Origin of the sequence: Mycobacterium sp. SMC-4, assembly GCF_050205565.1 — a bacterium.
Taxonomy (GTDB): Bacteria; Actinomycetota; Actinomycetes; order Mycobacteriales; family Mycobacteriaceae; genus Mycobacterium.
The window spans coordinates 26,995-35,574 of sequence record NZ_JBNMQU010000020.1; the positions used below are offsets into that span (position 1 = coordinate 26,995).

General features: G+C 67.3%; 8 protein-coding genes and 1 pseudogene. 5 read left to right on the plus strand and 4 right to left on the minus strand.

The window, feature by feature from the left end; genetic code table 11:
- The first annotated feature begins 629 nt into the window (after positions 1–629).
- Positions 630–1,436, plus strand: a complete 807-nt coding sequence (locus ACQI46_RS25400) for a PaaI family thioesterase (RefSeq protein WP_427096822.1) — start codon at positions 630–632, stop codon at positions 1,434–1,436.
- Positions 1,437–1,463: 27 nt separating this feature from the next.
- On the opposite strand, the gene ACQI46_RS25405 is transcribed toward ACQI46_RS25400, so the two are convergent.
- The 4 genes and pseudogenes from ACQI46_RS25405 to ACQI46_RS25420 form a co-directional block, all read right to left on the minus strand.
- Positions 1,464–2,015 carry a Dps family protein gene (locus tag ACQI46_RS25405; protein ID WP_427096823.1) on the minus strand — a complete coding sequence of 184 codons (552 nt, stop codon included), beginning with the start codon at positions 2,013–2,015 and terminating at the stop codon, positions 1,464–1,466.
- A 73-nt stretch (positions 2,016–2,088) separates the two neighbouring features.
- Positions 2,089–3,000, minus strand: a complete 912-nt coding sequence (locus tag ACQI46_RS25410; RefSeq protein WP_427096824.1) for a DNA-3-methyladenine glycosylase family protein — start codon at positions 2,998–3,000, stop codon at positions 2,089–2,091.
- 9 nt (positions 3,001–3,009) lie between these two features.
- Entirely contained in the window at positions 3,010–3,366 is a 357-nt protein-coding gene (locus ACQI46_RS25415) for a DUF427 domain-containing protein (RefSeq protein ID WP_427096830.1), read from the minus strand.
- Between the two features lie 24 nt (positions 3,367–3,390).
- A pseudogene (locus ACQI46_RS25420) lies at positions 3,391–4,764 on the minus strand (NAD(P)/FAD-dependent oxidoreductase); the annotation flags it as partial.
- A 68-nt stretch (positions 4,765–4,832) separates the two neighbouring features.
- Between ACQI46_RS25420 and ACQI46_RS25425 the strand changes: the two are divergent.
- From ACQI46_RS25425 to ACQI46_RS25440, 4 genes are all read left to right on the plus strand, one after another.
- Complete coding sequence (locus tag ACQI46_RS25425) at positions 4,833–5,768, plus strand: LysR family transcriptional regulator (RefSeq protein WP_427096825.1); 936 nt, start codon at positions 4,833–4,835, stop codon at positions 5,766–5,768.
- Positions 5,769–5,866: 98 nt separating this feature from the next.
- Positions 5,867–6,496, plus strand: coding sequence for a 3,4-dihydroxy-2-butanone-4-phosphate synthase (locus ACQI46_RS25430; protein WP_427096826.1), 630 nt, complete (start codon positions 5,867–5,869; stop codon positions 6,494–6,496).
- Between the two features lie 73 nt (positions 6,497–6,569).
- Positions 6,570–8,087 (plus strand): sodium:solute symporter family transporter, encoded by a 1,518-nt coding sequence (locus ACQI46_RS25435; protein WP_427096827.1) that lies wholly within the window; start codon positions 6,570–6,572, stop codon positions 8,085–8,087.
- Complete coding sequence (locus tag ACQI46_RS25440) at positions 8,084–8,428, plus strand: hypothetical protein (RefSeq protein ID WP_427096828.1); 345 nt, start codon at positions 8,084–8,086, stop codon at positions 8,426–8,428. Before ACQI46_RS25435 ends, ACQI46_RS25440 begins: the two co-directional genes overlap by 4 nt.
- Positions 8,429–8,580: the final 152 nt, after the last annotated feature.

The following is an 8,580-nucleotide window of genomic DNA, read 5'->3' on the forward strand; positions in this document are numbered from 1 at the left end:
CCACCTACCTTTTGTCTGCACACGCTTGGACGGAATCGTTGAGCTGATATCCGCTGACAAAGCGTTGGCCAGTCCGGCGATGGAGGCGCCTTCGTGCAGCACTGAACGACGGCCCTTTTGTCCACACGCCTCGAGTGGTGAAAACGATATGTCAAAAAGCCCGTGACATGCCAACTTAGCACTACCTAACTAGGTCCGCCGGGCTCTCTCTCGACGCGTCCCACCGTCCGGCAGATCACGAACGAATAACGTTGCTGCGCTGGGTATTTCACATAGTCAAATAAAACGCTTGTCCGGTGAGGGCTGGATCACATCCGGCGCGGGTGACGCTGTTGAGTTTGCTCGATACAGCCGCAATGGGACTTCAGCACGTTTGACGAATTGATCATGATTTGCTCAAAGCCTGATCGGATTCTTAGAAAAGTTGTTTTCGGCACACGGCACCCCTTCTCGGCTCTGGATGCCGGCCAACAAGGGCACCTCCGCCGGTCCCGCCGACCCGCTGGTACGCCAACTCAATTGCAGGACAATGGCTTTCGGTCCGCCCCACCGTCGACCGGTCCGGGCGCCGCCCGCTTGGATACCCTCTGGGGGTATGGAGATCACGACGCGCCGGTCACGCTGACGAAATGCCGTATCCACTGACCACGCCCCTGGGGCGGTTCGGCGTCGAGACCACCGGGGAACACGCAGACCGCTGCGAAGCGACGATTCCCGCGGCTGGGCTGCTGAATCCGCTGACCGGCGCCGCGACGCTCGCTCCGCTGGCCATGCTGGTCGACCACGTCGGCGGCCTGGTCAACCACACCCGGCGGGAAGCCGACGAGTGGACGGTCACCAGCGAGCTGGCGTTGGAAGTGGCTCCCGATGCCGTCACGGCAATTGTTTCCGCACCCGACGAGCCGGTGGCCGCTGTCGCTCGCCCGCTGGGCGGCAAAGACAACGGGGCCCTGGCGCACTGCGAGTTGTCGGTGCGTGGCCGGCTGATCGCGACCGCCACGGTGCATTCGTTCTACATCGCCGCACCGGACGACCTGCAACCCTGGCCGCGGGAGCATGCCGAGGGCTCTCTCCCGGGCACCGACCTGGCGTCCTTGATGGACGTGCACATCGGCGAATCCGGGGGAACCGCAACGATTTTGATGCAGGGCAGCGACGAGGTGCTCAACAACCTGGTCGGGACGGTGCACGGCGGCGTGTCGGCGATGGGCCTGGAACTCGTCGGCTCCGCGGCTCTGGACGCCACTGCCGGCGCGGCACGATTCCGCACCGGGTCGCTGCGGGTGAACTACCTGCGGCCGTTCCACGGCGGCGCCGAAGCGCACTACGAAGGCAAGACCCTGCGCGTCGGTCGCCGCACCGGGCTCGCCGAGGCACGGGCGGTCGGCCACGACGGCAGAACTGCCCTCGTGGCCCGACTCACCGCGTACCGCTGAGCGTCAGGCCGACTTGGCCTTCTCGGCTCAGGCCGACTTGGCCTTCTTGGCCGCTGACTTCTCGGTGCCGGCTCCCTCGCTGACGAGTTCGCCGCCGGCGTTCTCCAGGTGAGCGCGCACGAACCACTGGAACTTCTCCAGCTCACCGGCATGGCCGATCAGCATGTCCTCGGACACCGGATCGATCTCGCCGAGGCGTTCGATCGACTTGCGGGTGTCCTCGATGACGCCGGTGTACACCAGGTTCAGAGCTGCCAGGTGCGCCTGCGCGGTGTCGCGGTTGACCGAGTAGTCGTCCCACGTGCGGTCGCTCTGGATCGCGCCGGGAGTGCCCTTCGGGGACGCACCCAGCGCCGCGATCCGCTCGGCCACCTCGTCGGCATAGCCACGGACCAGCTCGACCTGCGGATCGATCATCTCGTGGACACCGATGAAGTTCGGGCCCACCACGTTCCAGTGCACGTGCTTGAGCGTCAGGTGCAGATCGTTGTATCGGCTGAGCGCCTTCTGCAGCAGTTCGGCCACTTCGGCGCCCTCTTTGTCGGAAAGGCCAGGAACTGTGTATGAGGATTTAGGCATTTACTGGACTCCTTTGCTCGTCTCGGGCGTCGTGTACCCGGCACCGCAGTCCAATAATCATGATCAATTTTCGTCACATTCGGGCCAGATTCGGAATGGGCACACGCGGGCCGAACCGCGCGTAGACGGCCATGCCGCTGGCCTCGAGCAGCCGCACCGCCCGGTGCCGGTGCGGCGCCTCGGGCGCCAGCAACTCCAGCATCTGGGCGTCATCGATGGGGCGTCCCAGCAGCGAGCGTCCCACGACCTTGGCCAGGTGATAGTCGCCGACCGACAGTGCGTCGGCGTCACCGAACGCCCGCTGGGCGGTCTCGGCGGCGGTCCACACGCCGACGCCGGGCAGGCTCGTCAACGCGGTGCGAGCCTGCTCCGGGGTGCGACTCACCAGCCGCTCCAACGCATCGGCGCGTTGCGCGCAGCCGATGACGGTGCGGGCCCGGCCGGGGTCGACGTTGGCGCGCTGGAATTCCCAGGACGGGATGCGCTTCCATGCGTCGGCGGTCGGCGGCACCCGCATGGCCTCCGGTGCCGGCCCGGGCGCGGGCGCGCCGTATCTGGTCACCAGCCGCCGCCAGGCGCGGCGGGCGTCGGATCCGTAGACACGCTGTTCGAGCACCGCCGGCACAAGCGCTTCGAGCACCCGGCCGGTGCGCCCGAGCCGCAGATGCGGCACCTTCCGTTGCGCGCGGGCCAGGACGGGATCGCGCGGGGTGAATGACGAGCCGTCGTCGTCGGCGCCCAGCAGCGCGGGCACGCTGTCGGTGAACTCGGCCGCGCCCGGACCCCACGCTTCGCAGTCGACGGTGTCGGTCCCGCCGCGACTGATGCGCGCGGTGACCGGACCGGTGGTCATCAGGCTGGTGCGCCAGATCGTGCCGTCGCCCTCGTCGCGGTAACACGGATCACCGCCGCCGCGACGCAGCGGCGCCAGCGTCAGCCGATAGTTGACCGGTCCGGCGAACGTCACGCTGACCGAGCTGGGCACCCCGCCAGCTTAAGCCGGGTGGTCGTCTACGACGATGTCCGCCTTGTCCGGGTAGAACGCCACATGACCCGCGATCTGCGCGACCGCCGCGTACGGCTCCGGGTAGGTCCAGATCGCGTCGGCGACGGTCCGGTCACCGGCGGTGACGTCGTAATAGGCCGCCTTGCCTTTGAACGGGCAGTAGGTCCGGGTGTCGCTGGGCCGCAACCGCTCGCCGGCCACGTCGGCCATCGGGATGTAGTGCACAGGAGGGTAAGACGCCTCCTGCAGCGTCAGCGCGGCATCGGTCTCGGCGACCACCTCGCCGTTGATCCGCACGACGACGTGGCGCCCGGTCGGGGCGACCGTGATGGGATGCGCGTTCATTCCTCCATTGAACGCCTGGTGCCGACGTCCGGCGATGGTGTCGGCCACCTGCGCGATCGGCGAAGTGCCGGCGATGCCGGTCGCCTCGTGCCGGTCCGCGGCCCGGTACGCCAGGTACATGCTGCGCACACCGAGCCAGCGCAGCGGTTCGGGTTCCCAGTCCCGGCTGCGGTGCGCGACCCAGGGCAGGCCCGTCCGTTCTGTGGTGTGGCCGAGGATCAGGTCGGTCAGCGTGCGCGCGGCGAGGTTGGTCGCGGTGACTCCGTGCCCGACATAGCCCCCGGCCCATCCCAGGCCGGTGGTGTCGTCGAAGCCGACGGTGGCGGTCCAGTCCCGAGGTACGGCCAGGACACCGCACCAGGCGTGCTCGATCGAAGTGCCCGCGGTTTGGGGCAGGATCGTGCGCAGCGTGGCGCTCAGTTCCCGCACGGTGCGTCGCGGCACGCGTCCGTCGCGGTCGATGCGCGAGCCGAAGCGGTACGGCACGCTCCGACCGCCGATGGCGATGCGGTCGTCGACGGTGCGCTGGGCATAGAAGAATCCGTGGGCGGTGTCGCCGAGGGTCTCGCGCCCGTTCCAGCCGATGCGGTCCCAAAGTCGTTCGGACAGTGGCTCGGTGACGATCATGGAGCTGTTCATCGGCAGCCAGCGGCGGCGCAGACCCGGCAGCCTCGCGGTGAAACCCTCCGTCGCGCGGATGACCATCGGTGCACGCACCGTGCCCTGTGGTGTCACCGCCCCTCCGACGCTGATCTCGCTGACCGGGGTGCGTTCGTAGACGTCCACACCGAGGCGCTCCACCGTGTCCGCCAGACCGCGCACCAACTGAGCCGGCTGGATGCGTGCGCAGTGCGGGTTGAGGTATCCGCAGAGCACTCCATCGAGCGCGATCCGTTGCCGCACTTGATCTTTGGACAAGGATTCGATGCCGTCGACATGCCATCGGCGTTCGGCGGCCAACGCAGCGGACAGCCGTACGGCCTGCGCGGGGTTGCGGGCAACCTCGAGAGTGCCGCCTTTGACGATGCCCGCATCGATGCCCTCCCGAGCCGCGACGGCGATCACCTCGTCGACAGATTCGTTGAGCGCACGCTGCCAGGCCAGCACCGCGTCGCGTCCGTGGTGACGCGCCATCCGTTCACGGTCTCCGGGGACCAGCCCGGACAGCCATCCCCCGTTGCGCCCGGATGCGCCGTAGCCGGCGAACCGTGCCTCCAGCACCACGATCCGCAGGCCGGGGTCGGCGCGCTTGAGGTAGTACGCCGTCCACAATCCGGTGTATCCGGCGCCGACGATGCAGACGTCGGCGTCCCGGCTGCGCGGCAACGGCAATCGCGGTGCGGGCCGGCCGTCGAACCAGTGCGACACGTATCCGTTGACGGGGGTTCGGGCAGTCACCCGGGGATTGTCGCAGTCGGCGAACCGCTCGCGCTGCCAACTGTACTGGTGTCCTACAAAATTTGATTGTGGCCGTTAACAAGTCGAAACATGGTGAACTGCGGAACATCGCGGCGCTGGAAACACTGGTCCTGGTGGGCCGGCTGGGCAGCATCACCGAGGCCGCACGCAGACTCGGTGTCACTCAGCAGGCGGTCTCGGCCCGGCTGCATGCACTCGAACAGTCCGTGGGCCGTCCTTTGCTCACGCGGGGACCGTCGGGCCGCGCGCTGACAGCTGACGGCCGGGTCGTCAACGACGCCGCCGTCGCCATCCTGCAGGCCGTGGACAAGCTCGACGCCGCCGTCGATTCCGTGCGCAACGAACGTTCGGTGTTGCGCACCGCAGCCAGTTACACGGTCGCCGAGTACCTCATCCCGCACTGGCTGATGAAGTTGTCGTTGACCTATGGTTCGGCCAGCACACAGGTGACCGTCACCGCGGTCAACAGCGCCACGGTCTTCGAAGAGGTGCGGGTCGGGCTACACGATGTCGGATTCGTCGAAACCCCCGATATCCCAGACGATCTGCACCACCGCAAGGTCGGTCGGGACGAGTTGGTCGTCGTGGTCGCCCCGACCCATCCCTGGGCGGGGCTCGGCGGGCAGGCGATCAGCATGGCTGAGCTCGCAGCCACCGCGCTGGTGTGCCGGGAGGCCGGCTCGGGCACGCGGTGCTCATACGAGCGGTTGGTGTCCTCCCACGACCCGGCGCTGCGGCCGGCCGAACCCGCCCTCGAGCTGCCCACCACGGCAGCCGTGAAGAACGCCGTGAGTTGCGGTTTCGCCCCCGCTGTCCTGAGTTTGCTCAGCGTTCGCGAGGACCTGCAGTTCGGTCGCCTGCACCGGGTGCGGATCGACTCCCGACCACTGCTCCGGGACATCTCGGCGGTATGGCCCGCCGCGGTCAAGGAACTCCCGGCCGCGGCCCGCCAGCTGATCACCGTCGCCGCATCGCGGAACTGAGAGCACGTAACCCGCGCGTAACCACTCAGGTGGTGGACCGGCCGACTCGCTGTGACGATCTGTCATGTTCGGTTCATCTCGCGGAAGGAAAACTCGGCATGCCGCTTCAGTGCTTGACCGACCACGACTTCGTCGGCACCGACCCGCACCGCGACATCGCCGACGCACAAAGGGATTTCGCCGCCGGCCGACCGGTGATCATGTGCGACACCGTCGAAGGCGAGCGTCTGGCCGATGTCTGCATACCCGCGGAGTACCTCGATGTCGCACTCGCGGCGTTCCTGGTCGAGCACACGTGCGGGATCATCACCGCGACCGTCGACGTTGCGACGTCGGACCGGCTCGACCTTCCGCTGCTGCGCGCCGACCTGCATCGCGACACCGGCCGGTTCTGCGTTGCCGTTGACGCGTGTTCCGTCTCGACCGGGATATCCGCGCGTGACCGTGCCCGCACCATCGCGCTGATCGCCGATCCCGCCGCGGCCGCCTCGGACTTCACCCGACCGGGCCACGTCGTGCCGGTCATGACCGGAGGGCTGTTCGCGCTGAGCCGGTGGAGTCGCTACGACGCTGCCGCCGCGCTGAGCCGCAGCGTCGGCTTGAGCGGCGTCGTGGCCGCCGCGACGCTCGTCGACGGGATCGCAGCCGCCACCGACGGCCACATCGGGGCGTTCGCCGGTCGGCACCGCATCCCGGTGGTGACCGCGTCGTCCCTGCGAGTGCTCTGAGGAACCTTCCCGTCGATCACCGCCTCAGCGTCGCGGCGAATCTTGAATCCACCACCTTCACAGGAGAATTCACTTGTTCACTCCCCCGGACATCCCACCGGCCATGGGCATCGTGCTCATGGTCGGACTGGGAGCGTTGCTCTTGGGCATAGCCCTGGCGGTCAAGACCATGGTCAAGAACACCCACGATTTCGTCATCGCCGACCGACGCATCGGGTTCGGCTTCGGTGTCGGTTCGGTGATCGCGGTGTGGACGTGGTCGATGGCGGTGATGATGTCCTCGGCCCAGGCGTTCAGCTTCGGCACCTCGGGCCTGGTGTGGTTCGTGGTGCCCAACGGTCTGGCCGTGATGGTGATGGTGTTCTTCGCGTCGCGGCTCCGTCGCCAGATGCCGGCCGGTTACACGATCGTCGAGTTCGTCCGCGAACGTTTCCAGAACAAGCCGGCCACCACGGTGATGTTGGTGGCGATGCTGCTCGGCCTGCTCGCCGAGATCTTCATCAACCTGTTCGGAGTCGTGCTGGTGATGGGTGTGGTCTTCGACCTGAACACCACCGTCGTCCTCGTCGTCGCGCTGGCCACGGTCACCGTCTACTCATATTTCGGCGGCCTGTGGACCTCGGCGATCACGGCGACGGTCAACACGCTGCTGATCACCGTGCCGTCCGCGATCGTCGTGCTGTACGTGCTGGAGAAGGTGGGCGGGCCGAGCATGGTGTTCGACCGTGTCGCCCAGGCCGGCCCGACCACCCTCGAACCGTTCGACGGCCAGGCTGCCGCGGCGTTCGGGATCTCGCTGGCGCTGGGCCTTCTCGCCTCCACGATGGCCGACCAGACGTTCTGGCAGAAGGCGTGGGCGCTCAAGCCGTCCTCGATGGGCCGGACCTTCCTGTGGGCCGGGCTGTGGTTCTATCCGATCCCGCTCGTCATGGGGCTGCTCGGACTGGTCGGTCTGGGTCTGGGCGTCACGTCAGCAGACCTGGGTGAGGTCGGCGCCGGAGGCATCGGCCCGTACGTGGTCAGTCACCTCGGTCTGCCGGTGGTCCTGGTGGCGCTGTACGTGCTGGTCATCCTCAACGCCTGCTACTCGTCGATCGACGGCGCCTTCTCGGCGCTGTCGTCCATCGTCGCCGTCGACGTCCTCAAGCGGGCACGCAACGACATCGCCCCGAAGACGCTGTTCCGCGCCACCAAGGCGTCGATCATCGTCGCCGGCGTCATCGGTGGCGTCGTGGTCAGCTCCGGGATCGACTACGTCGACCTGGTCACCACGGTGTTCTTCCTCAAGGCCGCGCTGATCGTTCCGCTGGCGCTGTCGATCTTCTGGTCGCGGATGACGTCCACCGCGTTCGTGACCAGCCTGGTGCTGGCCATCGCCGTGGGCTACCCGGTGCGTGAACTGGTCGGTGAACTGCCTGGCATCATCACTCTGGAGGCCGTCTCGCTGATCGTCGCGGTGGGTGTGAGCTTGTTGTCGAGCCAGCGGTTCGACTACACGACCTTGCACGCCCGTGGCGCGGCGCTCGATGACACGGCCCCGTACAACGACGGCCAGCCGGCCGCGCCGACCGAGCCCGAGGTGGTCCGATGACGATGTTCTGGACTGTGACCACAGTCGCGATGGTTGTCGCAATCATCTACGTGGCCTTCGGAATTCGCGCGTTCACCCGTGTGCGGCGCGACATCCTGCAGGCGGCCACGTCCGGGCAGATCAGCACCGTCGCCGAGCTACCCGATGAGATGCACCGCGGCTTCGTGTGGAAGGCGTTCGGCGGTGTGGTCGCGTCGGTGACGGTGATCGCGCTGCTGAGCGTGGACGGCGTGTTCTGGTACCTGCCCGTCTTTCTCGCGATCGGGTCGGCGGTGGCGGTCATCACCGCGTTCGTCGTCGACGGTCGCGGCGCTGCTCCTGCCACCAAACCCGAGCTCTGACAACAGTTGTGAAAGGAACCCACGTGTCCAACAAGAGGAAGGCTCATCTGCTGGGGTTTGTCCAGCACGGTGTGATGAACCATGCGTCGACGATGTGGGCGCACCCGCGCGACAAGGTCGGCTATCACTGGTCGCGCCCGGAGTTCTGGCGC